Annotated in this window: 18 protein-coding genes and 2 pseudogenes; 16 read left to right on the forward strand and 4 right to left on the reverse strand. The window is 71.0% G+C overall.

Going from position 1 to position 25,423, the window contains the following annotated elements; all coding sequences use genetic code 11:
• Window positions 1-155: 155 nt before the first annotated feature.
• From IPJ59_RS27670 to IPJ59_RS27700, 7 genes are all read left to right on the forward strand, one after another.
• Entirely contained in the window at window positions 156-974 is an 819-nt protein-coding gene (locus tag IPJ59_RS27670) for an electron transfer flavoprotein subunit beta/FixA family protein (protein WP_293274021.1), read from the forward strand.
• Window positions 971-1,945, forward strand: a complete 975-nt coding sequence (locus IPJ59_RS27675; RefSeq protein ID WP_293274022.1) for an electron transfer flavoprotein subunit alpha/FixB family protein — start codon at window positions 971-973, stop codon at window positions 1,943-1,945. Before IPJ59_RS27670 ends, IPJ59_RS27675 begins: the two co-directional genes overlap by 4 nt.
• Before the next feature lie 86 nt (window positions 1,946-2,031).
• On the forward strand, window positions 2,032-3,642 hold the full coding sequence (locus tag IPJ59_RS27680; RefSeq protein WP_293274023.1) for a sensor histidine kinase: 1,611 nt from the start codon (window positions 2,032-2,034) through the stop codon (window positions 3,640-3,642).
• The gene (locus IPJ59_RS27685; RefSeq protein WP_293274024.1) at window positions 3,639-5,765 is read left to right on the forward strand and encodes a sensor histidine kinase; all 2,127 of its coding nucleotides are present in this window, start codon (window positions 3,639-3,641) and stop codon (window positions 5,763-5,765) included. Before IPJ59_RS27680 ends, IPJ59_RS27685 begins: the two co-directional genes overlap by 4 nt.
• Before the next feature lie 18 nt (window positions 5,766-5,783).
• Window positions 5,784-6,977, forward strand: a complete 1,194-nt coding sequence (locus IPJ59_RS27690) for a pyridoxal phosphate-dependent aminotransferase (RefSeq protein ID WP_293274025.1) — start codon at window positions 5,784-5,786, stop codon at window positions 6,975-6,977.
• Window positions 6,965-7,615, forward strand: coding sequence for an O-methyltransferase (locus IPJ59_RS27695; RefSeq protein WP_293274026.1), 651 nt, complete (start codon window positions 6,965-6,967; stop codon window positions 7,613-7,615). The genes IPJ59_RS27690 and IPJ59_RS27695 overlap by 13 nt, the downstream gene beginning before the upstream one ends.
• 30 nt (window positions 7,616-7,645) lie before the next feature.
• Window positions 7,646-8,602 (forward strand): hypothetical protein, encoded by a 957-nt coding sequence (locus IPJ59_RS27700; protein ID WP_293258710.1) that lies wholly within the window; start codon window positions 7,646-7,648, stop codon window positions 8,600-8,602.
• 35 nt (window positions 8,603-8,637) lie between these two features.
• On the opposite strand, the gene IPJ59_RS27705 is transcribed toward IPJ59_RS27700, so the two are convergent.
• On the reverse strand, window positions 8,638-10,362 hold the full coding sequence (locus IPJ59_RS27705) for a vWA domain-containing protein (protein WP_293258712.1): 1,725 nt from the start codon (window positions 10,360-10,362) through the stop codon (window positions 8,638-8,640).
• Window positions 10,363-10,532: 170 nt separating this feature from the next.
• Between IPJ59_RS27705 and IPJ59_RS27710 the strand changes: the two genes are divergently transcribed.
• From IPJ59_RS27710 to IPJ59_RS27725, 4 genes are all read left to right on the forward strand, one after another.
• The gene (locus IPJ59_RS27710; protein WP_293274027.1) at window positions 10,533-11,990 is read left to right on the forward strand and encodes a DEAD/DEAH box helicase; all 1,458 of its coding nucleotides are present in this window, start codon (window positions 10,533-10,535) and stop codon (window positions 11,988-11,990) included.
• A 57-nt stretch (window positions 11,991-12,047) separates the two neighbouring features.
• Window positions 12,048-13,301, forward strand: coding sequence for a DUF790 family protein (locus IPJ59_RS27715; protein WP_293258716.1), 1,254 nt, complete (start codon window positions 12,048-12,050; stop codon window positions 13,299-13,301).
• A 105-nt stretch (window positions 13,302-13,406) separates the two neighbouring features.
• Window positions 13,407-15,089: a hypothetical protein gene (locus tag IPJ59_RS27720; RefSeq protein ID WP_293274028.1), complete on the forward strand. Its 1,683-nt coding sequence runs from the start codon at window positions 13,407-13,409 to the stop codon at window positions 15,087-15,089.
• On the forward strand, window positions 15,086-16,168 hold the full coding sequence (locus tag IPJ59_RS27725) for an MXAN_2562 family outer membrane beta-barrel protein (RefSeq protein WP_293258720.1): 1,083 nt from the start codon (window positions 15,086-15,088) through the stop codon (window positions 16,166-16,168). Before IPJ59_RS27720 ends, IPJ59_RS27725 begins: the two co-directional genes overlap by 4 nt.
• A 13-nt stretch (window positions 16,169-16,181) precedes the next feature.
• Here the strand turns inward: IPJ59_RS27725 and IPJ59_RS27730 are convergent, their stop codons facing one another.
• The gene (locus IPJ59_RS27730) at window positions 16,182-18,182 is read right to left on the reverse strand and encodes a ribonuclease R family protein (protein WP_293274029.1); all 2,001 of its coding nucleotides are present in this window, start codon (window positions 18,180-18,182) and stop codon (window positions 16,182-16,184) included.
• A 54-nt stretch (window positions 18,183-18,236) separates the two neighbouring features.
• Window positions 18,237-19,523: a PQQ-binding-like beta-propeller repeat protein gene (locus IPJ59_RS27735; protein ID WP_293274030.1), complete on the reverse strand. Its 1,287-nt coding sequence runs from the start codon at window positions 19,521-19,523 to the stop codon at window positions 18,237-18,239.
• A 190-nt stretch (window positions 19,524-19,713) separates the two neighbouring features.
• Between IPJ59_RS27735 and IPJ59_RS38185 the strand changes: the two genes are divergently transcribed.
• From IPJ59_RS38185 to IPJ59_RS38195, 5 genes and pseudogenes are all read left to right on the forward strand, one after another.
• Window positions 19,714-20,619 (forward strand): hypothetical protein, encoded by a 906-nt coding sequence (locus IPJ59_RS38185; protein ID WP_366524702.1) that lies wholly within the window; start codon window positions 19,714-19,716, stop codon window positions 20,617-20,619.
• A gap of 248 nt (window positions 20,620-20,867) precedes the next feature.
• Window positions 20,868-21,188 (forward strand): annotated as a pseudogene (locus tag IPJ59_RS38190) (ATP-binding protein); the annotation flags it as partial.
• A gap of 385 nt (window positions 21,189-21,573) precedes the next feature.
• Window positions 21,574-22,704 (forward strand): hypothetical protein, encoded by a 1,131-nt coding sequence (locus tag IPJ59_RS27745; protein ID WP_463673376.1) that lies wholly within the window; start codon window positions 21,574-21,576, stop codon window positions 22,702-22,704.
• Window positions 22,705-22,757: 53 nt separating this feature from the next.
• Window positions 22,758-24,002 (forward strand): hypothetical protein, encoded by a 1,245-nt coding sequence (locus IPJ59_RS27750; protein WP_293274032.1) that lies wholly within the window; start codon window positions 22,758-22,760, stop codon window positions 24,000-24,002.
• Window positions 24,003-24,128: 126 nt separating this feature from the next.
• A pseudogene (locus IPJ59_RS38195) lies at window positions 24,129-24,209 on the forward strand (hypothetical protein); the annotation flags it as partial.
• A gap of 364 nt (window positions 24,210-24,573) precedes the next feature.
• Here the strand turns inward: IPJ59_RS38195 and IPJ59_RS27755 are convergent.
• Window positions 24,574-24,918: an ABC transporter substrate-binding protein gene (locus IPJ59_RS27755; RefSeq protein WP_293274033.1), complete on the reverse strand. Its 345-nt coding sequence runs from the start codon at window positions 24,916-24,918 to the stop codon at window positions 24,574-24,576.
• Window positions 24,919-25,423 lie beyond the last annotated feature (505 nt).

Raw genomic sequence — 25,423 nt, forward strand, 5'->3', positions numbered from 1 at the left:
CGCAGGCCCCCGCCACGGACACGGCCGTCACGCGCCCCGACCACGGACACACCCCACATCGCCACGGACGCCCGTCCGCCGCCCCGCGCAGCACACACGCATTGACAGCCCGCCGGCCCACGGGCGATACACCCCGGCGTCAGGAGGAGTCCCTTTTGAAGATCCTGGTTACTGTCAAGCGGATCCCCGATCCGGACGAGAGCCTCAAGTTCGCCGCTGGCGGGCTCGACTACTCGGCCTCCAAGTGGGTCCCGAACGCGTTCGACGAGTACGCCGTTGAGACCGCCCTGCGCCTCGCCGAGGTCGTCGGCGGCACCCAGCGGCTCGCCGAGGTCATCGTCCTCAGCATCTGCCCGGAGGCGAGTCGTCAGCACGTGACGCAGTTCCTGGCGATGGGCGCCGACCGCGGCGTCATCGTCGACGCCGACCCCGACAAGCTCGACACCGTCGCCGTCTCCAAGCTGATCGCCGCCGTCTTCAAGAAGGAAGCCTGCGACCTGCTCATCGCCGGCAAGCTGTCGCAGGACAACGAGGGCAGCCAGGTCGCGCAGCGCGTCGCCGGCATCCTCGGCCTCCCGCAGGCCTGCTTCGCCGCCACCATCGATTGGGACCAGACCGGCCGCGCCCTCAACGTCACCCGCGAGGTCGACGACGGCGTCGAGACCAAGCGCGTCCCGCTGCCCGCCGTCGTCTCCGTCGACCTCCGCATCGTCCTCCCGAAGAGCGTGCGCAACGGCTCCACCCCCGCGACCCACGCCTACAACGAGGGCCCGCGGCTCGCCTCGCTCAAGGGCATCACCATGGCCAAGCGCAAGCCCGTGGCCGTGCTCAAGCCCGCCGACCTCGGCGTCGCCGCCACCGCCACCGAGCAGAGCGTCGGCGTCGCCGCCCCGCCCAAGCGCAAGGCCGGACAGAAAGTGAAGACCGTCGAGGAGCTGTTCGACAAGCTCACGAAGGAGGCCAAGGTTCTATGAGCACGGTACTCGTCATCCTCGAGACCGCGGGCGGCAAGCTGCGCTCGCACTGCCTCCCCGGCATCACCTGCGCCGCCCAGATCGCCGCCGCGAGCGGCAAGCAGCTCGCGCTGCTGGTCCTCGGCGCCGACCCGAGCAGCGCCGCAACGGCGATCGCCGCCGCAGGCTACGGCGCAGCAGCAGTGCACACCCTCGCCGCCCCCACGCTCGAGCCCTTCACGGCCGAAGCCTGGGCCGACGCGATCGTCCACGCGATCAAGCTCACCGGCGCGACCGTCATCGGCGGCAGCGCCTCGTCGACCCTGCGCGACGCCCTGCCACGCGCCGCCGCCCTGCTCGACGCCCCGCTCGTCTCCGACGTCGTCGCGGTCAAGAGCGCCGACACCTTCACCCGCCCGGTCTCGTCCGGCCGCGCCCTGCTCGACGTCAAGGTCGCCGCCCCGGTCGTGTTCTTCACCGCCCGCGGCACCGAGTTCGAGCCCGCCCAGGGTGGCGCGGCCGTCAGCGTCCAGGCCCTCGCCGCCCCGCAGGTCAACAACCTCGGCGTCCAGGTCAAGGGCGTGCAGAAGACCGAGAGCAGCCGCCCCGCGCTCACCGAAGCCGAGGTCGTCGTGTCCGGCGGCCGAGGCATGCGCGAGGGCGCCAACTTCAAGATCCTCGAGGAGCTCACCGACCTCCTCGGCGGCGCCCTCGGGGCCAGCCGCGCCGCGACCGACGCCGGCATGGTCCCCGCCGACCTGCAGGTCGGCCAGACCGGCAAGATCGTCGCCCCCGAGCTCTACATCGCCGTCGCCGTGTCCGGAGCGATCCAGCACCTCGCCGGCATGAAGGGCTCCAAGGTCATCGTCGCCATCAACAAGGACGAGGAGGCGCCGATCTTCCAGGTCGCCGACTACGGCCTCGTCGCCAAGTGGGAGGACGCCATCCCCCGCCTCATCGACCTCATCAAGGCCAAGAAGAGCGCGAGCTGAGGCGAGCCGTCGCGGTCCCGCGCTCGCTCGCCCGGGTCCGATCCGCGGCCCTCGCCACCTCGCGGGCGATGGTACCCTGACGCCGCATGGCAAACGCCGCGGCATCGCGCCGGGAGCGCGCGTGGGCGCAGGGCGTCGCCCTCCTCGCGTGTGCCGCCGTGCTCGTCGCCTCGCAGGCGCTGCTCACCTGGATGACCGGCCCCGCCGCGCTCCGCCTCGGCCCGACGGCCGCGGCGCTCGCCGGCCTCGTCGGCCTCATCCACCTCGTCCTCCTCACCCTGTCCGCAAGGACAGGTCCGATCGGCCAGGCCAGCGAGCTCGCCGTGCGCGCCCTGATCGTCGGACCGCCGCTCGCCGCCCTGGTCATCGTGCCGCTGATGTGGGGCAACCGCCTCGCCGCGATCAGCATCCCCGCCCTCATGCCGCAGGTCGGCCCGGTGCTCGCCGCCGTGTGGGCCGCGAGCCTGCTCGCCGCCCCGCCGACCGCCGTCCTGCTCGGCCGCCTCGCCCCCTCGGACGCTGAACCCGACGCCAGCGTGACCCGCTGGACCGGCATCTTCACCGCCTGCGCCGCCGCCCTCGCGATCGTCGCCCTCGGCTACGCGCTCGGCCGCGGCGTCGCCGAACCGCCGCCCCCCAGCGTCCACGCGCTCGGCCTCCTGCTCGGCCTCCTCACCGTCGTCGTGCTCGCCGCGATCGCCGGCCTCAGCGTCGGCACAGCCGGCAGCGGCGAGGTCCTCTCCGTCGCCCGCCGCCTCGACCGCATCGACGAGCACGCCGCCGCCCGCCCGCTCGTCGTCACCCGCCTCGACCGCATGGGCGAGCTGATGGCCGAGCTCGAGAACCTCCGTCGCGACCTCGCCGCCGAGCACCAGCGCTACCGCGACACCCTCGCCCAGACCCGCGAGGCCGCCGTCGCCAAGGCCGAGTTCCTCGCCGCCGTCAGCCACGAGCTGCGCACCCCGCTGAACTCGATCTGCGGCTTCTCCCAGCTCCTGCTCGAGGGCATGATGCCGACCACCCTCGCCGCCGAGCAGCGCGAGGACGTCCGGCTCATCCGCACCAGCGGCATGCAGCTGCTCGGCCTCATCAACGACATCCTCGACATCTCGATGATCGAGTCCGGCGAGCTCCGCCTCTACTTCGCCCCCGAGGACATCGCCGAGATCGTCGACGAGGTCGCCCGCATCCACCGCCCCCTGGTCCAGGAGGCCGGCCTCGAGCTGCGCTGCGAGGTCCCCCACGGCCTCCCCCGCGTCGTCTGCGACCGCCGCCGCGTGTCCCAGATCCTCAACAACCTGCTCTCCAACGCCACCAAGTTCAGCGAGCGCGGCAGCATCACCATCTCCGCCCTCCACGACCCCCTCGCCGGCCGCCTGCTCGTCCGCGTCGCCGACACCGGCATCGGCATCGGCCCCGAGGACATCGACGCCATCTTCGAGGAGTACCACCAGGTCGGCAGCCTCGCCCGCCGCAAGCAGGGCACCGGCCTCGGCCTCGCCATCGCCCGCAGCATCGCCATCCACCACGGCGGCGCCCTCGGCGTCACCTCGGCGCTGCACCGCGGCTCGACCTTCACCCTCTCCCTCCCGCTCGACCCGCCGCGCAAGCCCACCTCGATCGACATGACCGCCGAGTTCGTGCGCGCCTCCCAGCGCTTCCGCGTGCCCCGCCTGCCCCAGGAGCTCACCCCGTGAGCGACGAACCCGACAGCGCCGACAACCTGTCCGAAAGTTCAGACTGGGACGGCCTCACCGACGAGCTCCCCGCCGACGCCGACATGTCGCCCGGCGTCCCGACCCGCGGCGTCCCGACCCGCCTCGCCGCCGAGCGCGACGTCATGGCCGTCCTCGCCGCCGCCTTCGTCGGCTCCGCCGCCCTCGCCGTCGCCTCCGCGCTGATCACCTGGGACGGCCGCGTCGGCCCCGGCCCCTGGCCGATCTTCGCGCTCGTCGTCCCCCACCTGCTGGTCCTCGCCGGCGTGCTCGCGGCCGTCTACCTCATCCTCCCCGCCGCCCGCTGGCTCGCCCCCGAGGACCTCGCCCGCCGCCGCCGCCCGCCGCTGCTCCGCCTCGCCCGCGCCCTCGGCTTCCTCGCCGTCCCCGTCGCACCGATCCTCGAGGCCCGCGATCGCCACGAACACGGCCGCATCCTCGCCCGCGACGAGGTCGAGCACGCCCTCGTCGCCCTCCTCGGCCTGCCCCGCGCCTGCGCCGGCCTGGTCCTCGGCGGCCTCGCTGCCGTCGCCGTCAGCGACGCCCTCATCGCCGGCCACCAGCTGCTGTGGACCTGGCCCACCACCGTCGGTCACCTCGCGCTCTGGCTCGCGCTCGCCGGCCCCCTCACCGTCCTCAGCGCCGCCGGCGTGCGCCAGGCCCTGCGCGCCGACCTGCTCGCCGCGCCCCAGGCCGCCCTCGCCCTGCGCGACCCACCGCCGATGTCCCGCGGCCTCTACCAGGCCGCCGCCCTCACCCTCGTCGCCGCCGCCGCCGCCCCGCTGGTCATGACCGAGCTGTGGGTCCAGGCCCAGGCCCGCAGCGACGCCCAGCGCACCGCCCAGCGAGCCGCCCGCAGCCTGCTGGACGCCGCCGGCCCAGGCCGCGAGGACGACCTCGGCCGCCTCATCGCCGAGATCCCCGGCGCCGCCGTCATCACCGCCAGCGGCGCCAGCTACGGCGCCGACCTGCCCGCGGGGACAGGTCCTTCGGGACAGGCGGTCCCCAGCGGCCCCGAGGTCTTCACGCTCCACGACGGCGGCGTCACGGCGGCCGTCGCCGTGCCCCGCCCGCCGCCGCCCCCCCTCGCCCTGTTCGGCCTGTCCGCCGGCCTGTGCCTGCTCGCCGGCGGCGCCGCCGTGATGCTGCTGGTCCGCGAGCGTGAGCGCGACCTCCGGCGCCTGCGGGCCAGCATCGCCGCCGACGCCGGCGCCGGCCCGGTCATCGCCCCGAGCACCCCCGAGTGGGCCGCGCTCGCGCGGGCGATCGACCAGCTGGTCGCGCGCATGCACGAGGCGACCATCGCCCGCTTCGTCGCGCTCGAGAAGGCCGAGGAGACCGACCGCCTGCGCAGCCAGTTCCTCGCCAACATGAGCCACGACCTGCGCTCCCCGCTGAACTCGATCCTCGGCTTTAGCACCCTGCTCCTGCGCGGCGTCGACGGCGAGCTCGACCTCGATCAGCGCGAGATGGTCGAGACCATCGCCAACGCCGGCAAGGACCTCCTGCACCAGATCGACGCGATCCTCGACATGGCCCGCATCGAGGCCCGCCGCATCGAGCTGCAGGCCGAGCCCGTCCCGCTCGCCCCCCTCATCTCCCGCGCCGTGCAAAAGGCCCGCACCCGCGCCAGCGACCAGATCCACTACAGCATCGAGACCGCCCCCGGCCTCCCCACCGCCTTCGTCGACCCGCGCCACATGGTCCAGGCCCTCGAGAACCTGCTCCTCTTCGCCGGCAAGCGCCTCCCCGCCGGCACCATCGCCATCAAGCTCCGCGCCGGCGACCGCGACTCCCCGCTCGGCCTCCAGCTCCACATCACCACCCCCGTCAAGCCCTCCACCTCGCAGCAGCTCGACCTGGCCCGCCGCGGCTTCCACCGCCTCCCCGGCCACCGCGGCCTCGGCCTCGAGCTCCCGATCGCCGACGCCCTCCTGCGCATCGAGGGCTGCCGCCTCGACGTCAAAGAAGTCGGCGGCGCCATGCTCTTCAAGGTCCACCTCCCCGCCGCCGAGAGCCGCCACAAGGTCGCCGTCGTCGAGCGCGCGAGAGACGGCATCAGCCACGACTCCAGCCGCACCAGCCCCGCCCCGGCCGATCCCTAGCGTATCGTCCGCCGCCTGATGTTCTCCCGCCACACCGCCTGGAGCACCGAACCCTCGCGCCTGGGTCGCGCCCTCGCCGACACCGACCGCCGCACGCTCCTCGACCTCACGATCTCCAACCCCACCGTCGTCGGCTTCACCCACCCGCCCGCGCTCTACCGCGAGCTCTGCGACGAGCGCAGCGCCACCTACGACCCCGCCTCGCTCGGCCTCGACTCCGCCCGCAGCGCCGTCGCCGACTACTACGCCGCCCGCGGTCGCCGCCCCGACCCCGCCCACATCGGCCTGTGCGCCAGCAGCAGCGAGGCCTACAGCCACCTGCTCGCCCTCCTCTGCGACCCCGGCGACGCAGTCCTGGTCCCCCAGCCCGGCTACCCGCTCCTGCGCGTGATCGCCGAGCTCGCCCACGTCGAGCTCGTCCCCTATCCCCTGCTGTATGACGGCACCTGGTCGATCGACCAGGTCGGCCTGCGAGAGATCCTCGCCGCCACCCCCCGCGCCCGCGCCCTCGTCGTCGTCGCCCCCAACAACCCCACTGGCAATTACCTCCACCCGCACGAGCTCCCCCTCCTCGACACGCTCCTCGCCCCCCGCGACATCGCCCTCCTCTGCGACGAGGTCTTCCACGACTACCCCCTGCGCGAGGGCCCGCGCCAAAGCCCCGCCCTCACCCCACCCGCCTGCCTCGCGTTCACCATCTCCGGCCTCTCCAAGGTCGCCGCCCTGCCCCAGCTCAAGCTCGCCTGGTGGCTCGCCAGCGGCCCCGACCCGCTCGTCCGCGAGGCCATCGCCCGCCTCGAGATCATCGCCGACACCTACCTCAGCGCCGCCACCCCCGTGCAGCTCGCCCTGCCCCGCCTCCTCGCCGCTGCCCCGGCCATGCAGGCGCAGATCTCAGCCCGCACCCGCCGCAACCTCGAGCGCCTGCAGCTCGCCTGTCGCGCCACCGCCGTCACCGTCCTCGACCTCGACGCCGGCTGGACCGCCCTCCTCCGCATGCCCGCCGTGCACGACCTCGACGACGCCGCCTGGGCCCTCCTGCTCCTCACCCGCGCCGGCATCCTCACCCAGCCCGCCCAGCTCTACGACCTCCACGCCCCGCCCCACCTCGCCGTCTCCCTGCTCACCCCCGAGGCCACCCTCGACCTCGCCTGCGATCGCCTGCGTGCCACCGTCGCCGAGGTGTTAGCCTGCGGCCCATGCTGTCCCTGATCGGCCCCGATCTCGAGGCCTACGTCGCCGCCCACACCACCCGCGAGAGCGACCTCCTCGCCCGCCTGCGCGCCGAGACCCTGGCCTCCCTCGACTCCCCGCAGATGCAGGTCGGCCAGGTCGAGGGCGCCCTCCTGCGCCTCATCGTCGGCCTCGTCCGCCCGCGCACGATCCTCGAGCTCGGCACCTTCTCCGGCTACTCCGCCCTCGCCATGGCCAGCGCCCTGCCCCCCGGCGGCGAGCTCCTCACCTGCGACATCGACCCCGTCGCCACCGCCGTCGCCCGCCGCTACTTCGCCGAGTCCGGCCTCGCCGACCGCATCACCCTGCGCATGGGCCCCGGCCTCGAGACCATCGCCGAGCTCGCCGCCGCCGGCCGCCGCCTCGACCTCGTCTTCATCGACGCCGACAAGCAGAACTACGTCCACTACTGGGACGCCGTCCTCCCCCTGCTCCCCGTCGGCGGCCTCGTGATCGCCGACAACACCCTGTGGAGCGGCAAGGTGCTGCACCCCAGCGAGGCCAGCGACCACGCGATCGTCCGCTTCAACGCCCGCGTCGCCGCCGACCCCCGCGTCGAGCACGTCCTCCTGTCCGTCCGCGACGGCATCATGCTCGCCCGCAAGCTCCGCGACTGAGCTCGCTGTCCCATCGCTGTCCCATCGGACATGTCCCAAAGCCCAGCCCGCGACGGACCGCAAGCCCCGGACATGTCCCAAAGCCCAGCCCGCCTCTGGCTCTCCGACGACCCCGGCAAGGCCTGGGCCGAGCGCTTCTTCCTGCTCTACACGCCCGTGTGGATCGCCGCCGTCGCCCTCGTCATGGCCAGCGGCGCCCTCCTGCGCTGGGGCGACCTCGGCTTCCTCGCCTTCTCCGTCGCCGTCAGCGCCCCGCTCGTGGTGATCCCCGCGTGGTGCCACCGCCGCGTCCCCGCCCTCGCCGCGACCCCCTGGCACCGCAGCTACTGGTTCAAGTTCAACCTCTGGATCTTCCTCTTCGTCTGGATCGGCACCTACTTCCTCACCCACTACTTCTTCGACGTCCTCGGCATGCGCTACGCCTTCCCCACCCGCTACACCCTCGACGCCGCCCTCGTCGGCAAGGGCGACGGCAGCGTGCCGATCTTCATGTACCCGCTCACCCAGGCCTACTTCGTCAGCTACCACGCCGGCATGCTCGTGGTCCTGCGCCGCCTCCACCGCGCCCTCGGCCTCGGAAACCTGTCCCAAGGGACACCCGCGCCGACGGCCCACCTGTCCCAAGAGACACCCGCGTCGCCGGCCCACCTGTCCCCGGAGACAGCCCGCTGGCCGCGCCGCCTGCTGCTCGGCCTCGCCGCCCTCGCCCTCGCCTACGCCGTCTCCTTCGGCGAGACCCTGTTCATGGCCAGCGACCTCATCTCCGACCTGTTCTGGTACGCCGACAAGCCGCGGATGCTCCGCTACGGCTCCCTCTTCTACGCCTGCTACTTCCTCGTCAGCCTGCCCCTGCTCTACCCCATGGACGAGCCCCCCGGCCCCGCCTACAGCCCCGGCCGCGCCGCCCTCGAGGCCCTCGCCGCCGGCATGCTCGTGTTCATGATCCTCGACGCCCTCGCCCTCGCCCTCGGCCCCCTGGTCCCCTGATCCCCCTGATCCCCCTGATCAGGCGATCACGGCCATCACAGCTTCGGGCAGTCCAACTTCTTGTTCGCCGACAGCTCGCAGCTCGCCGAGATCAGCGTATTCGCCGGCGCGGCCGCGGTGCGCACGATCGAGAATTCGAGGTTGAACCCCTCCAAGACGCAGTGCGGCGACATGTCATCGAGCCCGCTCGGCGTGCTCGCGCCGTTCGGGTCCACCAGGTACGCGAAGCACAGCGTCGCCCCGTTCGGCGGCACCCAGGCCCCATTCATCTCCACGCACGGCACGATCTCCACCTTGGTGTTCTCGAGCAGGTGCTCCTCGTACAGCGTGCAGCTCGGGTCGAGCACCGCCGTCTCCGGATCCGTGTCGCGCACGCAGTTCGGCATGCAGGCCGGCGCCATCGCCTCCGCGATCTCCGTCCCGATCTCCGTAAGCGCCGCGCTGTAGTCCGCGTCGCACAGCGAGTACAAGCGCCGCTGCTCGCCCGGTTGGTCGACGAAGGCCTCCGCGAGCTCCCGCTCGCGCACCGGCGGCACCGCGCCCCACCCCGGCAGGTTCGGATCGCCCAGCAGGCAGCCCGGACCGATCCCGAAGTTCCTCTGGTATTCCGGGTCCAGCGAATCCTCGTACCCGATCTCCGCCGCGAACATGTCATAGCCGGGCGGCACCCCGGTCAGCAGCGACACCTTCACCCGCTGGCCCTCGTCGATCGCCTGCTTCTGCTGCTCGATCGCCTTCAAGAAATCGATGTACTTGCTCACCGGCTGCAGCACCGCATCCGCGTCGGACGCCCCCGGCGACCCCGCCGCGTCGTAGTTCTCCGCGTGACACTCCGAGTACACCCCCGGACCCCCGCTGCAAGCCACTCCCGCCCGCCAGCACAGCCCGCTGGTCGGCGCCGTGTCATTGACCGGGTCGTCCCAGAACACCTTGTTGGTCGTGAAGATCTCCTTGGTGCCCTGATTGTACGAGCAGTCCGTCTCATCGCTCACGAACACCACAGCCAGCTGCGCCGCCTGGCGGACAAACCCGTAGTTGTTCTTGCTGTCCTTCGCCATCGCCGCCGCCAGCGCGAGATACATGCTCTCCAGGTGCGACTCAAACCCGCAGCCCGCCACCCCCTGCGGCAGATAACACTGCAGCGCCTCCACCGCGTCCGCCCCGCTGACATTCAACTGCCCCGCGATCCGCTCGACCCACTTGCGCGGCTGCTGCTTCTGATCCACCTCCGTCGCCGTCGCCAGCACGCTCAGGTCCGAGTCACGCTTGCTGCACTGATCGGTGCACGCCGCCGAAAAGTCCTCGCTGTTGAAGGTGAACTCCGCCTGATCGATCCGGTCGACGCAGCTCGAAAGCACCAGGTTGCCGGCCTCCGGCTTGTAGGTCGCGGCCGGGCAGCGCGGGTTGCCGCTGTCCGTCGTCGTCACGCCGATGCGGTAGTCGGCCCGTGTGTCCGGCGCCTCGAGCACCCCGACCAGCGCCCCGATCGCCTGCGACAGCCGCGCCTGCGCCACTCCCATCGACCCCGAGTTGTCGATCACGAACAGCAGGTCCACCGCCCGGTTCTCCGCGATCACCACCGAGTTCGGCCCCTCCATCATCAGCGTCGTCCCATCGCCGGTCGGCAGGTCCTCCGTGTCCGGCGTCCCCGTCTCCGTCCCCGTCGTCCCCTCCGTCGGGTCCACCTTTGCCCCCGGCCCGCACCCGCACACCAGCCCAAGACACGCCCACAACCGCCACGAGAAGCTCTGTGCCGCCATCAAGCCACCGTATCAGCGAAGCCCACAGCAAGGCCAGCGCGGCTCGCTCCGGCCCGCGCCCGGTGCACAACCGCGCCGTATCGGTGCTAGTCTCCGCCGCCCACGCACCGGACCGCGGACCGCGAGCTACGAGCCACGAACCTGCGAACCCGCGAACCCGCGAACTGCTCATGGCCCTCGAGCTCCACTTCGATCACGGCACCCTGGTCGTCCCCGGCGCCCTGCCCGAGGACGAGCGCTTGGCCCAGCTCCTCATCCCCGACCACCGCACCGGCAACCACCGCGCCCCCGCCCACCGCTACCGCGAGATCGTCGCCCGCCTGCACAGCCGCGGCATCCCCTACAACGACCTCGCCCGCCAGTACGAGCGCGTCGACCTCCCGCTCGTCGCCCCGCTCAGCCCCTTCCCCCACCAGCAGGCCGCCCTCGACGCCTGGGTCGCCGGCGGCTGCACCGGCATCGTCGAGCTGCCCACCGGCGCCGGCAAGACCCTGCTCGCCGTCATGGCGATCCAGCACACCGGCCGCCCCGCGCTGATCGTCGTCCCCACGATCGACCTCATGCTGCAGTGGCAGCAGGTCCTGCAACAGTGGTTCGCCCGCGAGATCGGCATGCTCGGCGGCGGCGCCCACGAGCGCCGCGAGCTCACCGTCACCACCTACGACTCCGCCGCCGCCCAGACCGAGTTCCACGGCAACCGCTTCGGCCTGCTCATCTGCGACGAGTGCCACCACCTCCCCGCCCCCGCCTACCGCTTCATCGCCGCCGGCTCGCTCGCCCCCTACCGCCTCGGCCTCACCGCCACCCTCGACCGCACAGACCGCGGCGAGAGCGTCGCCATGGAGCTGCTCGGCGCCGTCCGCTACCGCGCCGGCATCGACGAGCTCGAGGGCAGCTACCTCGCCCCCTACGAGATCCACACCCTCGAGGTCAGCCTCGACGACGACGAACAGCAGCGCTACGACGAGTGCCGCGCCCTCTACGTCGACGCCCTGCGCCGCAGCGGCATCCCCCTCAATCACCCGAGCGGCTGGGCCCAGTTCATCGCCCACTGTTATCGCAGCGAGGAGGGCCGCCTCGCCTTCGCCGCCTACCGCGAACAGAAGCGCATCGCCTTCACCGCCCAGTCGAAGATCGAGACCCTGTGGCGCATCCTGGCCCGCCACCGCCGCGACCGCATCCTCATCTTCACCGAGGACAACGACACCGTATACCGCCTCTCGCGCCTGCTCCTGCTCCCCGTCATCACCCACCAGACCAAGCCCCCCGAGCGCGCCGAGCTGCTCAAGGCCTTCGCCACCGGCGAGCTCCCGGTCCTGCTCACCAGCAAGGTGCTCAACGAGGGCGTCGACGTCCCCGACGCCAACGTCGGCGTCATCCTCTCCGGCAACGGCAGCGTCCGCGAGCACGTGCAGCGCCTCGGTCGCATCCTCCGCAAGCGCGAGGGCAAGCGCGCCACCCTCTACGAGATCTGCACCGCCGTGGCCGCCGAGGGCCGCATCAGCGAGCGTCGCCGCCAGCACCGCGCCTACCAGCGCGGCGAGCCAGCGATCCACCACCACCTCCCCAGATCCCACCACCGACGCAGCGCCCGACCCCACCGAACTCCCCCCAGACGTCGCTGCTGACCTCGCTGCTGGCCTCGCCGCCGACCTCCCAGAGTGGGCCCCACCCGAGGACGCCGCATGCTGACGCGTGACCTCCTCGCCTATCGCACCGTCAAGGGCAAGCTCCGCCCCACCTTCGTCGACGTGAAGCACGAGGACCACCTCGCCCTCGCCGCCGGCCTCGTGCAGATCCTCGAGCACGGCGTCGGCGAGACCCGCGGCGCCCTCGACGAGGCCCAGGGCGTGCTCGTCGGCGAGGCCAAGAAACCCAAGTTCGCCCGCGGCCTCGTCAAGCTCCTGCAGGACAAGTGCAGCTTCGAGGAGCCCGGAGACGCCGCCGCCGGCCTGCGTCGCAGCGCCTTTCACATCTCTGCCGCCGTCCTCCGCGGCCTCCCCGACGACGCCCCCCTCGCCCTCTACCTCGAGCGCGTCGCCGCCGGCCTGCCCGCCCCGCTCGACGACTGCCGCGCTCGCCTCTACGAGGACCTGGGCGAGCACCGCCGCCTCCTCCGCAGCGCCCTGCCCACCCCCCAGGCCCTGCTTGAGCGCTACAACCTCGCCCAGGCCCAGGGCCTCGTCCTCTACGCCCAGCGCCTGCGCGTGCGCACCGGCACCCAGAGCCAGCTCGAGCTGCGCAAGCTGCTGCGCTGGCTCAAGTTCAGCCGCCTCGTCGCCGAGGTCACCCGCGACGGCGACGAGTGGGTGCTGCAGGTCGAGGGCCCCGGCGCCATCCTCGACATGCAGAAGAAATACGGCCTCCAGCTCGCCACCTTCCTCGCCGCCGTCCCGCTGCTCAGCCAGTTCACCGTCGAGGCCGACGTCGACATCCCACGCGGCGCCAAGGGCACCCTCTTCCTCGACCACAAAGATCCCCTGCGCGCGCTCGACCGCAGCGCGCTCGGCCACATCCCGCCCGAGATCGAGGTCGGCCTCGCCGCCCTCGCCGACGATCGCTGGTCGATCGACCACCTCCCCGAGCTGCGCCACACCGGCGCCCTCGGCATGTGCGTCCCCGACTTCGGCCTCCGCGACCGCGACACCCCGGCCACCCTCGCCGTCGAGCTGTTCCACCGCTGGCACCGCCACGCCCTCGTCCGCCGCCTCGACGAGCTCGACGCCCGCCCCGACCCCGGCCTCGTCCTCGGCGTCGACCTCAGCCTCACCCGCGACGACGAGCTCGGCGCGCGCGTCCTCGGCCACCCGCAGGTCTTCACCTTCAACAAGTTCCCCGCCCGCCGCCGACTCCAGCCCCTGCTCGACCGCGCCGCGGCCGCATTCGCGGTCGAAACCCCCAAGCGCCCCAAAAAGGCATCTAGCACCGCCTCCAGCTGACATTTTGTCAGCCGCCGCACGTGACCCGGCGCTCGCATCCCGGCCCTGGCGAGCGTGGGCTGGCCTCGCGTGTCTGTGGCATTGTGGTTGCACGGACCTGCGCCCGTGCCGAGCCGCCCCACCCCGCCCAAGATCCTCGCCCTCGTCGGAGCCTCGCTCTGGCTCGGGACCTCGCTCGCGCCGACGATCGCCTCGGCGCAGGCGCCCGCGGACCCGGGCATGGCCTCGGTGCCTGGCGCCGACGCCTTCGACATCCGCTACTACATCACCGACGAGAACGGCAAGCGCCTGCGCGCCATGGCCTCGACGGACTTCGTCCAGTTCGTCAACCAGGCCCGCTGCGAGTGCGGCCACCAGATCGAGACCCAGATCCGCCTCAAGTCGACCCAGGGCGTCGCCTACGACAACACCAAAATCGTCCAGACCTTCGTCGGTACCAACTGCGGTCCCGCCGAGTCGAACCCGGTCGCCGGCCAGTTTCGCCGCTGCGTGATGCTCAAGTCCAGCACCTCCCCGGACTACGTGCAGGGCCTCAACGTCACCTTTCATCCGGTGTGGCTGGCCAACGGCACCTCGCTAAACTCCGAGACCCGCGATCCGAAGACCGCCATCGCCGCCGGCACCTGCGGCGGCGTCCAGGGTTCATCCGGCGTGTGGATGTGCGCCCAGACGAACGCCATGAGTGGCTGCCAGGCCGACGAGTTCTTCATCAGCGGCACCCAGAACAGCAACCTCCCGGCCGGCATGAGCTCCGGGATCACCTTCGACTTCCAACCCCCGCTCACCGCGCCCAGCAACATCGTCGCGTCCTCCGGCGATTCCGCGGTCGTGGTGTCCTGGGACGTCCAGCCTGGCGACATCAACGGCTTCCGCGTCCTCTGCGAGGAAGTAGCGACCGGCAAGCCCCCACCTGGCAAGGGCATGGACGCCCCCGCCCTCGACCGGATCCCGAACGGCACGATCTACTACACGAAGGACAACCTGTGCCCGAACGGGCCCTTCTCGACCGTCAACTCCGATAGCCCGCTCGACCCCACCGCCACCACCGACGACTCCGGCACCACTGACGCCACCGCCGGGACCGACGCCACCACCGGGACCGACGCCACCACCGGAACCACTGGCGACACCGGAACCACTGGCGACACCGGCGGCACCACCAGTGATACCAGCATCACCACGACCAGCGGCGCTGCTGGCACCACCGCTGGCGACACTGAGGCTGCAGTACCCCCGAACTGCGGCGACAACATGTTGCAGGCCGATGAGGGCGAGCAGTGCGACGAGGGTAACCTCAACGGCGACAACAAGACCTGCCACGTCAACTGCCAGCTCGACGTCTGCGGCGACGGCTTCCAGGGCCCCGACGAGATCTGCGACAAGGGCATGAACAACGGCGCCAAGGGCCTGTGCAACACCGACTGCACGCTCAACGTCAGCAAGGGCATGCTAAGCCTCGACTGGTCCTACGTCTGCAGCAGCCACCTCGCGTACAACACCAAGAGCGTGCGCATCGAGGGCCTGGAGAACGACAAGGAGTACAACTTCCTGCTCGTCGCGTACGACAAGTCGGGCAACCCCCTCGCCTCCGACGAGGTCATCCGCGCCACCCCGGTCGACACCCGCGACCTGTGGGAGCAGTGCCACGCCCAGGGCGATGTCTGCGGCAGCTCCGGCTTCTGCAACCTCAGCGAGCGCGGCGACCCGCTGCTCGGCCTCGGCGCCCTCCTCGGCCTCGGCCTCGGCCTCGGCGGCCTGCTCCGCCGCAGCACAAGGATGCGCGCGTGACCTCCGGCCTCGCCTCGCTCCTCTTCATCCTCGCCGCCCCCCCTGAAGCTGCCCCCACGGACAGCCCGGAGGAGACGCCGACGGCACCTGTCCCCACGGACACTTCGCCCGTCAGCGACCCCAACGCCGTCAAGGAAGCCCCCGCGGTGCCCGAGCGCGAGGGCTACGTCGACGGCGAGCTCCCGACAACCTCGCCGCCCGGCTCGCGCCGCGGCGAGAAGCGCGAGGGCGAGGTCTGGCGCCCGATCACCGCCCCGACCTACGAGATCAAGCAGCCCGTCCCCAGCGACGACGCCATCGTCCAGCAGAGCAACCCCGAGCTCGCCGAGACCCTCGCCACCAAGAAGAAGCCCAAGAGCTACGAGAGCCCGCAGCGCTTCGCCATCGAGGTCAAGTTCGGCCCCTTCCTCCCCGACATCGACCGCAACTACAGCGGCGCCGGCCTCGGCCCCTACGCCAGCGTCTACGGCGTCACCAACGATCGCGGCGAGGCCACCGGCCAGCCCAAGAAGGCGTTCTACGGCGGCGTCGCCTTCGAGTACCAGATCGTCAACCTCGCCGGCCCCCTCGGCGTCGGCTTCCAGTGGAGCCTGTTCCGCGACAAGGCCCAGGCCCTGCTCGCCAAGCCACCGGCCGACGAGACCATGTCCGTCCGCAGCGCCGCCGACAAGACCCGCTTCGCCGTGATGCCCATCGCCGTCCAGGTCGTCTACCGCTTCGAGCTCCTCGCCGACCGCTTCCGCGTCCCCCTCGTCCCCTACGCCAAGTTCGGCCTCAACTACTCGTTCTGGTGGTCCAAGGACGGCAGCGGCAACATCTCCACCATCAAGGACGAGGCCGGCAACGTCACCGACAAGGCCCGCGGCGGCGCCTGGGGCTTCCAGTCCAACCTCGGCGGCATGCTCCGCCTCGACTTCCTCGAGCGCGGCACGGCCCGCAACCTCGACCGCGCCACCGGCATCAACCACACCTACCTGTTCGGCGAGTGGCAGTTCTCGCGGGTCAACAACTTCGGCCGCAAGAACAGCATCAACCTCGGCGACTCGACCTGGCTGGTCGGCCTCGCCGTCGAGTTCTGAGCCGCCGCGAGCGTCAGCCGCTCAGGCGGCTGACGAACGCGAAGTCGACCTTGCGCCGCTGCAAGCTGGCGTCGATCGCCTCGACCATCAGCTTGTCGCCGATCGTCAACGCGTGCCCCGAGCGCTTGCCGACCAGCCGCACGCCGTTGTCCTCGAGCTCATAGAGCTCGCCCCGCTCGCGCTCCAGCGCCCCCTGGCGGATCATCCCGTCGACGAAGGGCCGGTCGAGCAGGATGTAGATCCCCGCCGATCCGAAGCCCGTGATCGTCGCCTCGAAGCGATCGCCGAGACGGTCGCGCATGTACGCCGCGGCGAACAGCGCCTTGCTGTCGCGCTCCGCGTCGGCCGTCGCCCGCTCGCGCAGGCTGCTGCGCGCCGCCTGGGCCTGGCTCGCCTCCAGCTCCGGCATCGCCGGCACCGGCTCGGGCCCCGCCTGCCCGCCGCTGCGCTTGAGATAGGCCTTGAGCACCCGGTGCGCCACCAGATCCGGGTAGCGGCGGATCGGCGACGTGAAGTGCACATACGCCGCGCTCGCCAGCGCGAAGTGCCCGCAATTGTCGGTGCTGTACGCCGCCTGCGCCATGGCCCGCAGCATGAACATGTGCAGCGCCTGCCCGCGCGCGTGCGACTCCGCCAGGCTCAGGAACTTCTGCACGCCGAGCGGGGTCCGCAGCTTCTCCGGGTCGACCTTCAGCCCCAGCGTCTCGGCCGCGCTCGCTAGCAGCTGCAACTTGTCGGCGTCCGGCAGGTCGTGCACGCGAAACACCATCGGCAGCTTGTGCGCCACCGCGATCGCCCCGTTGGCCTCGTTGGCCGCCAGCATCAGCTCCTCGATCAGGTTGTAGGCCTGCGCCACCGACGCCGACGCCCGCGACGGCACGATGTCGCGGATCCGGCTCGGGTCGTCCTGGTCGAGCACGATCTTCGTCTCCGGCAGGTTCAGCTCGACCGCCCCACGACGCAGCCGCATCGCCCGCAGCCGGTCCGCGGCGCGGCGCAGCAGCCGGATGCGATCGATCTCCACCGGCGTCAGCTTGCCCGCGCCCTCGAGCTCCGCCGCGACCTGCTCGTAGCTCAGCCGCCGCTGGCTGTGGATCACCGCCGCCCGCAGCTTGACCTCGCGGGTCTCGCCTTCGGGGTCAATGCGCATGCTGATCACCATCGCCAGTCGATCCTCGTCCGGCACCAGCGAACACATGTGCGAGCTGAGCGCGTGCGGCAGCATCGGGATCGCCCGGTCCGGCAGGTACGCCGAGAAGCAGCGCAGCGCCGCCTCGTCGTCGATCGCCGTGCCCTCGCGGACGTAGTGCGACACGTCGGCGACCGCCACGTGCACCCGCATGTCCGCGGGGCGCAGATCCTCGCCGAGCAGCTCGACGCACACCGCGTCGTCGAAGTCGCGGGCGTCGACCGGGTCGATCGTCATGAACGGCAGCCCGCGCAGGTCATCGCGCCCCGCCAGATCCGCGGGCTGCACCGCCTGCGGCACCCCCTGCGCCTCGGCCAACACCGCGTCCGGGAACTCCGGGTTGATCCCTCGCTCGAGCAAGATCTTCATCTGCTCGGTCGCCAGCGTGTCGGGCGGGCCGAGCACCTTCTCGATCTTCACCAGCAGCGCGTCACGTGGCTCGCTCGGGTAATGCGTGATCGTCGCGACGACCACCATCCCCTCCGGCGGCCCAGACCCCGGCGCGACCAGCTCGGGCCGCCACAGCACCCGCGGGTCGTCCGGCTCGAGCACCCAGGTGCGCCCGTACAGCCGCGGAACCCCCGTGAGCCGGGTCCGGCCGCGCCGCACCAGCTCCACGATCTCCCCCTCGAAGCCCTTGTCCGACGGCCACGAACGGACCGTCACCTCGTCGCCGTCGAGCGCGACGCCGAGGCGCCCGCGCGGGATGTAAACACTCTCACTGCCGTCGAGCGGCTCCGCGAACGCGAAGCCCGCAGGGTTCACCAGTAACTTGGCAACGGTCGGGCCATCGCCCCCGCTGCGCGTCTTGTTCTCTCGCTTCACGGGGCCCACCTTGCCCACGCTCGCGCGCCCGCGCAAACGGGCAAACGCACGCAATCACTTGAGCGCTCGCAGGTGCCCGTCGTCGCAGCCGACCACCAGCACGCCGCCATCAGTGATCCCCACCGACGAGTCGATGTCACCCGGCAGCTCGAGGCTCCACAGCACGCGCCCCTTCGGCGACACCGCGTACAGGTGATCGTCCTGGCTGCCGACGTAGATCGTCCCAGCCGCGTCCAGCACCGGCGACGCGGCGATGCGCCCGCCCGTCGGCAGCACCCACTTCACGTCGCCGTTGCTCGCCAGCGCGTAGAGATTGCCGTCGAACGATCCGACGTACACGGCCCCGCTCGCCGCCACCGCCGCCGCGCTGCGGATGTCCTTCTGCGCCACGAAGCTCCAGCGCAGGCTCCCGTCGCTGCGCAGCGCATACAGTCGGCCGTCGTCCGCGCCGATGTAGAGATTGCCGTCCTCGCCCATCGCCGGCCCACCATCGACGTCGGCCCGCACGTTGTAGGTCCACCGCAGCGTCCCGTCGCCTGACCGAAGGGACAGGATGAGCCCGTCCTGCCCGCCGACGTACACGTTGCCGTCACCGGCCACCAGCGGCGCCCCGAACACGTGCTTGGCCTTCAGCTCCGGATCGGCCGGGTAGTGCCAGCGGATCTTCCCGTCGCGCCCGACCCGGTAGACCCCGTCTGCCCCGAGGTACAGGTCACCGTCGGCCGCGATCGTCGGCCCGCCGTCGGCGTCGCAGCGGGCGCCCTCCGGCCCCGGCGCCCGCGACTCGCCGCAGTTGCCGACCTTCAACCCCCACGCGACCTGCTTCGTCGCGAGGTCGATCGCGTAGAGCGTATCGTCGTCCCCGCCGACATAGGCCCGTCCATCCGCCGCCGCAGCCGTCGCCCAGACCATCCCCCCGAGGTTCATGTCCAGCACGACCTGACCCGCCCGCGTGCCCTCGACCACCACCCCGACGAAGCGGCCCGCGTGCGTCCCGACCAGCGCCAGCAGTTCCCCGCCCACCGTGACCAGCGTGGGCGAGGCGAACACGACCGCCCCGAGGTCCAGGTCCCACACGATCCGCGGCTGGCCTTCGGGACCGGTCCCAAGGGCCTGGTACGGACGTCCCGGACCTCCGCGGCTCCACAGGCTGGTCCCCACCACCGTCGCGGACGCCGGCGTGGTCGACGCGACGGCCGGCCGCGGCGCCACACAGGCCCCCGCCTCGCAGATCCGGTCACCCTTGCAGTCGGTGTCGCGGCGGCAACCCGACACCTCCCCCGGCGCCTCCGTCTCCGGACAACCCAGCAACAGGGCCGCACCGAAGACCGCCGAAAACACCGCCAATTCTCGCTCTCCTGCCTGTTTCCTGGACAAATGGCTCCATTCCTTCACGGCCACGGCCGGCGCATCCGCACGCAACTCAGCCGCGAAAAAGGGCTTGCAATTTATTTGCCTATTATCCCTATCCAGGCTTTGACATCAATAATTGTAGGTGGTAGGGGTAAAAGCCGTAGCCTCAGGAGTGCACATGTCCAGTCAACCAGCCGCTCGACTCCTCGGCGGCGATGATCCAGTCGAAGAGATCTACTACCGCAAGGGTGACATCGACTTCTGCTTCCTCCTCAATCGGAGGCACCACAACCTGCGGGTCTTCGACTATCGGGTCGGGAACTACCAGCAAAAGCGCGACTTCTTCGACAGGATCGCGCGAGCCGAGGGCCTTCGCAAGGTCTTTACCGTGGTCGAGAAGCAGGACAGCAAGTCCTGGCGCAGCGTCGGCTTCTCCCGCGAGGGCGCCATTCCGGGCTATTTCCGCACCGCCGACGCCTACATCATGAGCCGGGTCTACACCGACGAGGGCGAGCCCATCCAGGGCGGCGCCCCCAAGCTCACCGTGCCGCCCCTCCCCACCGGCAAAGAGCCCAAGGAGAAGGACCTCAAGCACACCTCCAAGCCCCGCGGCCTCACCTTCGAGGTCGTCAGCGACATCCCGCGATTGCAGGAGATGACCCGCGAGTTCGGCGGCAGCGGCCTCTACGCCCCGTTCCGCCGCGGCGTCTTCAACCCCGACATCGCCGTGTTCGCCAAGCTCAACAAGCGCGACTACTGGGTCGGCGCCGAGACCGATAGCTCCTTCGGTCACGCCAAGATCGACATGATCACCCCACCCCTCAAGGACATCGAGATCCCCGTCCTCGAGTTCTGCGTGAAGACCCTGCTCGACGAGCTCATCAAGGTCGACACCGCCAGCGTGTTCGCCCTGTGCGCCGCCGACTGGACCCTCAGCAACCAGATCTACGGTGAGCTCGGCTTCAAGGTCACGGCCCGCCTGACGGACCATATCACCCGCGAAGACGAGTTCATCGGCGCCCAGCTGTGGCACCGTCGCCTGGTCCACCTGCCGACGCCCAAGCTGTCGAGCATCCTCGTATAGCCTCCGGCCGCTGTCGGTCCCCTCAAGTGACAGTCGGGCGCATCGCCCGGCTGTTTCGCGTTGATGCGTCGGCCACGAGCACGTGGGCCCTTGACGCATCCCTCGAGGGCTTTATCTTCCCGCCCGGCCGCCCCCTCGGGACGCGCCGCCCCCGACGTATTGCCCCGACACGCCCAGAAGGTGCCCACGTGAACGACAAGGCAGAGAAGCACGAGTTCAAGGCCGAGGTCAGCGCGCTCCTCCGGCTGGTGACCAACTCCCTCTACACCAACCGGGAGATCTTCCTCCGCGAGCTGCTCTCGAACGCCTCCGACGCGCTCGACAAGGCCCGCTTCCAGGGCCTGGTCGACAGCAGCCTCCGCGACCGCGACGCCAAACCAGCCATCCAGGTCCACGCCGATGAGCAGAGCGGCGTCCTCGTCATCGAGGATAACGGCATCGGCATGACCCGCGACGAGGTCGCCCTTAACCTCGGCACCATCGCCCACTCCGGCACCCTCAACTTCCTCGAGCGCGCCCGGGCCCAGCAGGAGAGCGGCCAAAAGCCCGACCTCAACCTCATCGGCCAGTTCGGCGTCGGCTTCTACAGCGCCTTCATGGTCGCCGACCGCATCGACGTGTACACCCTCAGCGCCGTCCCCGAGCACGAGGCCGTGCACTGGAGCTCCACGGGCGACGGCACCTTCACCCTCGGCCCCAGCCAACGCGAGCTCCGCGGCACCCGCATCGAGCTGCATCTCAAGCCCGAGGCCCGCGAATTCCTCGAGCGCTACCGCCTCGAGACCGTCATCCGCCGCTACAGCAACTACGTGATGCACCCGATCCGCGTGCAGATCACCGACAAGGAGGGCAAGGAGGACGAGGAGAAGCAGGTCAACGAGGCCACCGCCTTCTGGATGCGCCCCGCCAAGGAGCTCACAGAGGCCGGATTACAAGGAGTTCTACAAGCACGTCATGGGCGGCTTCGTCCTGCCCGGCGACGAGCCCCTCGGCCACCTCCACATCAGCGCCGACGCGCCGATCCAATTCGTCGCGCTCCTGTACATCCCCGGCAAGCCGCCGGCCGACCTGTTCATGGAGGACCGCAAGTCGCTGCAGCTGTTCGCCCGCCGCGTCCTCATCATCGACAACTGCGACAAGCTGCTCCCCGCCTACCTCCGCTTCGTCCGCGGCATCGTCGACTCCGAGGACCTCCCGCTCAACGTCTCGCGCGAGATGCTGCAGGAGCACAACACCCTCAACGCGATCCGCCGCCAGCTCACCCGCAAGGTGCTCAAGCAGCTCGCCGACATCGCCAGCGAGCGCCCCGACGACTACACCAAGGTCTGGGACAACTTCGGCGCCGTCCTCAAGGAGGGCCTGCACACCGACGGCGGCCACCAGGACGAGCTCATGGGCCTGCTGCGCTTCCGCAGCACCAACAGCGACGGCAAGCTCGTCTCGCTCGCCGACTACGTCGCCGGCATGCCCGAGGGCCAGGACGCGATCTACTACATCACCGGCGAGTCGCAGGAGGCCGTCGCCCGCAGCCCGCACCTGGAGGCCTGCCTCGCCCGCGGCTACCAGGTCCTCTTCCTCACCGACCCGATCGACGAGTGGGTCGTCCAGGACCTCCCCAAATACAAGGACAAGCCGCTGCGCTCGGTCACCCAGGGCGACCTCGACATCCCCGAGAAGCCCGAGGACAAGCCGGACGACAGCAAGACCGACATCGGCCCCGCCCTCGCGGTCGGCCGCGCCCTGCTCGGCGAGAAGGTCAAGGACGTCCGCGCCAGCAAGCGCCTGCGTGAGAGCGCCTCCTGCCTCGTCGACGACGAGGGCGGCCTGTCGCGCAACATGGAGCGCATCCTCAAGGCCGCCCGCCAGAACGTCCCGACCCGCCAGCGGATCCTCGAGCTAAACCCCGACCACCCGTTCGTCCAGGCCGTCAGCAAGCTCGCCAAGGAGAGCCCCGCCGACGACCGCGTCGGCACCTGGCTCGAGCTCCTCTACGACCAGGCCGCCCTCGCCGAGGGCGTCGTCGCCGACCCCGCCGGCATGGTCAAGCGCATCCAGTCCGTCCTCAACAGCGCCATCAAGCCCTAAAGCCCAGCCGCTGTCCCACCACGAGCCGCCGTGTCCACCAGACCCGGCGGCTCGTGCTGCTTTTAACTCCCACCGCTCACCCGGGCCCCGCGCGATACCGCGACTTCACCCCACCGCGGACCCCACGCGCGCGCTCTCGCCGTATCCTGCGATCGCCGTGCCTCGCCTCGCCCCCGCAGTGCTCACCCTCGCGATCCTCGTCACCGCAGGCACCGCCCGCGCCGCCCCGATCGAGTTCGTCGAGCAGCGCCGACTTCACGATCTTCAACGACGTCGACGGCACCATCGAACACGCCAACTGGTTCAACCGCGAGCCCTTCTACGAAGCCTACTACCCGCTCGAGGCGGGCTTCCTGAAGGTCCACGCCGACGACAGCCAGTTCATCGTCGTCTACACCACCTTCAAGCTGGTCAAGGGCGTCGGCGCCTTCTACCAGTCGCTCGCCAACGACGTCGCCGGCATCGGCTACAAGCAGGCCGCCGCCATCGACCCGATCATCCCGGACGAGTTCTTCGACGACACCCCGAACAGCCAGTTCCAGGGCATGTTGCACATGAACGACTGGCACAACTTCCTCCTGCCCGGCGACCAGGGCCTCAACGACACCTGGATCTCGCTCGTGTTCGGCCAGGAGCTCGGCCACGCCTGGCTCTCCTTTGTCCTCGCCGACCTCGGCGATGGCCCCAGCGACCTCATGCTCGGCCGCGCCAAGGCCACTGGAACTTCTACATGCACACCAGACGGCTCCCCCGTCGAGGGCCACCGCTGGGCCGACAACGGCGATGGCAGCTTCACCGCCGCCCAGCTCAAGAGCTTTCAGTTCAGCGACCTCGACCTCTACCTCATGGGCCTCATGCCCCCGACGAGGTCGAGCCCTGGTTCGTCATCGAGGACCCGCACGACTGCATCGACTCCGCCCTCCCCGACATGGAATGCGCCCCGGTCGACGGCTTCTCCTTCAAGGCCGACCAGTACCGCGTCCAGGGCACCCGCCGCGACATCACGATCAGGACGTCATCGGCGCGGGGCCAGCGCCTGCCCGCCTACCCCGACGCCCCAGCGAGTTCGACCTCTCCTTCATCCTGATCAAGCGCGCCGACGAGGGCCTGTGCGACCAGGAGCTCGCGGCCATGGACGCGATCGTCGAACGGTCGATCGAGATGTGGGTCGGCCAGACCCGCGACCGCGCCACCATCGTCAATCGCACCCACGTCGACGACCCGCAGGACCCCGGCCCGGCCTGCCCGGAACCACCCGAGTCCACCGGCACCGGCACCGGCACCAGCACCGGCACTGACACCAGCGCCACCAGCAGCGACCCGAGACACCCACCACCGGCGGCGGCGATCCACCCGACAGTGACAGCACCAGCGGCAGCGCCAGCAATGGCGACACCGGCGCGCAGCAGGGCGAGTCCGGCTGCGGCTGCGCGCAGCAGCCCGCCCCCGCCCCCTGGCTGCTCACCGCCTTGGTCCCGCTGCTCCTGCCCCGCCGTCGCTCGTGACAGCGCCGCCGTCGCTCCAGCCTCAGGCCGGCGCGAGCGCGGCGACCGGGCTCATGCGCAGCGCCGCCGCGACCGGCCAGGCCCCGACGCGGGCCGCCCGGCGCGCCGCAAAGGTCGCCAGCAGCTTCCGAGCTCATCCGATCGGGCGTGAACACGGTGCCCGCATACGCAAAGCCGATATCCTCGTAGTCGTCCTCTGGCTCCGCGTGGCACAGATATCCGCGCCGATCGAGCCACAGCGTGCGATAGCCGCGGTACTGGGCGAGCTCTTCGACGAGACGGACGACCTGGGGCTCGAGCGACACGACCTGCATGCCCAAGCCTTGGCACACCGCGATCGGCGACACAAAAATTCGGCGCAAGTTCAGGCGAGCCCGGCGATCGCCCGCGCCATGACGCGCGCCGCCGTCAGCATCCGCGGCCCCGGTCGCCCCGAGAAGCGCTCGTCGAGGCGATACACCCGCCCGCCCGCGCCGCCGCCAATGCCTCGAGCCCGGCCCGCAGAGATGAGGTTGTCCGGGTCCAGCTTCGCCTCCGCGACCCCGCACCACGACACGAAGCACAGCTCCGGGTCCGCGCGCAGGAGCTCCTCCGGCGTGACCTCCACGCTCGCCCCCGGCCGCTCGCCAAACACATTGATCCCACCCGCCAGGGCGATGAGCTCGTTGCTGTAGCACGCAGCCCCGGGCTGAACATCGGCCGCAGCCACCACTCGAGGTACCCCGCCGCCGTCGTACTGGCCTCACGCAAGCAGGGCCCGCGCTCGCCCGCCATCTCCTCACATACCCGCGCCGCCGCCCCCGCCAGCCCCAGATCGTCGCCGACCTGCCGCAGCTCGGCCATCACGTCGGCCAGCGAGCGCGGCGCAAGCACCCGCTGCGGCACCCCGCGCACCCGCAGCCCGGTGACCACCCGCTCCATCCCCGGCACGCTCAGCGAGCTGATCGCCAGCGCCGGCGCGATCGCAGCCACACGATCGAGGTCAGGCCCGAGGTCAGGCCCGAGGCGCTCCGGCTGCTCGACCTCCGGCGGCCAGTCCGACGAGGTCCTCGCACGCCACCACCCGATCAAAAGGCCCCGAGCGCCCCGACGATCTCCGCATTCGAGGACACAGGGTCACGACCCGAAACGCCGGTCTCGGCGGCGGATCCGACAGCTCTCCCACACCAAAGGCACCACCCGCGATCGTTCGCCCGGCCGTCCCGCAGGTCAGC

The organism is Nannocystis sp., assembly GCF_016714285.1.
GTDB lineage: Bacteria > Myxococcota_A > Polyangia > Nannocystales > Nannocystaceae > Nannocystis.

What these genes read in the sequence shown, in the direction of transcription:
- IPJ59_RS27705 (WP_293258712.1), bottom strand. Translation starts at nt 10,362, where the DNA reads ATGGCGGCACAGAGCTTCTCGTGGCGGTTGTGGGCGTGTCTTGGGCTG.
- IPJ59_RS27690 (WP_293274025.1), top strand. Translation starts at nt 5,784, where the DNA reads ATGTTCTCCCGCCACACCGCCTGGAGCACCGAACCCTCGCGCCTGGGT.
- IPJ59_RS38185 (WP_366524702.1), top strand. Translation starts at nt 19,714, where the DNA reads ATGTCCAGTCAACCAGCCGCTCGACTCCTCGGCGGCGATGATCCAGTC.
- IPJ59_RS27715 (WP_293258716.1), top strand. Translation starts at nt 12,048, where the DNA reads ATGCTGACGCGTGACCTCCTCGCCTATCGCACCGTCAAGGGCAAGCTC.
- IPJ59_RS27675 (WP_293274022.1), top strand. Translation starts at nt 971, where the DNA reads ATGAGCACGGTACTCGTCATCCTCGAGACCGCGGGCGGCAAGCTGCGC.
- IPJ59_RS27700 (WP_293258710.1), top strand. Translation starts at nt 7,646, where the DNA reads ATGTCCCAAAGCCCAGCCCGCGACGGACCGCAAGCCCCGGACATGTCC.
- IPJ59_RS27745 (WP_463673376.1), top strand. Translation starts at nt 21,574, where the DNA reads ATGGGCGGCTTCGTCCTGCCCGGCGACGAGCCCCTCGGCCACCTCCAC.
- IPJ59_RS27680 (WP_293274023.1), top strand. Translation starts at nt 2,032, where the DNA reads ATGGCAAACGCCGCGGCATCGCGCCGGGAGCGCGCGTGGGCGCAGGGC.
- IPJ59_RS27710 (WP_293274027.1), top strand. Translation starts at nt 10,533, where the DNA reads ATGGCCCTCGAGCTCCACTTCGATCACGGCACCCTGGTCGTCCCCGGC.
- IPJ59_RS27695 (WP_293274026.1), top strand. Translation starts at nt 6,965, where the DNA reads ATGCTGTCCCTGATCGGCCCCGATCTCGAGGCCTACGTCGCCGCCCAC.